Source organism: Aeromicrobium panaciterrae (genome assembly GCF_039537165.1).
GTDB lineage: Bacteria > Actinomycetota > Actinomycetes > Propionibacteriales > Nocardioidaceae > Aeromicrobium > Aeromicrobium panaciterrae.
The window spans coordinates 2,735,608-2,736,695 of record NZ_BAAAZZ010000002.1 but is presented as its reverse complement, the minus strand read 5'-3'; the positions used below and the strand labels follow the sequence as shown (position 1 = coordinate 2,736,695).

At 61.4% G+C, this 1,088-nt stretch carries 1 protein-coding gene; it reads left to right on the top strand.

All coding sequences use genetic code 11. The annotated features are described in order from the left end of the window. Window positions 1–35: 35 nt before the first annotated feature. On the top strand, window positions 36–1,088 hold a 1,053-nt coding region (locus tag ABD683_RS14310), incomplete at its 3' end, for a DUF222 domain-containing protein (RefSeq protein ID WP_344770636.1).

Sequence of the window (1,088 nt, the reverse complement as noted above, 5' to 3'; positions counted from 1 at the left end):
TGGTCATCGAAAGTATGTTCTAGTAGGTTTGAAACATGGGAATTCAGCCGACGATCGAGGCGATGCGCACAGCCGCGCAGACCCTCACATCGGGTGACACACGAGCCAAGCTGCACGCGTTGCACGCGGCACGCGACGCGATCGATGCCCAAGAGGCAGTGCTGTTGGCTGAGCTCGAGGCGTCGAAGGACTTTGAGCTCGACGGCGCATCCACCCTCAATGCGTGGGTCCGCACCCAGCTGCGGATGAACGCCGGACAAGCCACCACCCTGGTCAAGAACGTCCACGCACTGCGTGACCTGCCACTGCTGGCAGACGCTGCATTGAATGGCGAGATCAGTGCCGCCCACGTGCGGGTCTTCGCCTACGGACTCACCCATGTGGGTCTGGAACCGATGCGCCAGTTCGAAGACGTGTTCGTCGGTGTCGCTCGCGATTGCGAACCTGCTGAGTTGTTCGAAGCAGTCAAACATCTCAAGGACAAAGTCCATCCCGAAGATCTCGACGCCGCGTGGGAACGCGGCATGGATCGCGAAGACTTCAACGTTGATGCCGTTCCCGACGGTTTCCATGTGAGCGGCTTTTTGAACACGATCACCGGTGCCAAGCTCAAGAAAGTCCTCGATTCGGTGTCAGCACCCCGCGACAAAGACGATGTCCGCACCGGGTCCGAACGCCGGGTCCAAGGACTCGATGACCTGCTCACGTCAGTTCTTGGCAACGGTCTGCCGTCCGACAAAGGCGTGCGACCCCACATGTCGGTGTTTGTGGACGCCGACACCCTGCAGGCCGCCGTCGACCACGTCCAGGCAAAGACCGAGAACCCGCACCTGATCCCTGACCCCATGCCCGCATCGGTTGAGCCGGCCACGCTCGCCGGACACGGCGCGATCGGACCGAATTTGTTGATGTATTTCCTGTGCGTGTCCGACTTCACCGCCTTCCTCATGAAACAAGGCGGCGGGGCGCGTCAGGCACAGATACTGAACGCCGGCACCGACCGCTACCAACCCACCCTCACCCAACGCCGCGCTGTCATCGCCCGACAAAAGGGTGTCTGCGCCACCCCCGGTTGCAACCACACCCAT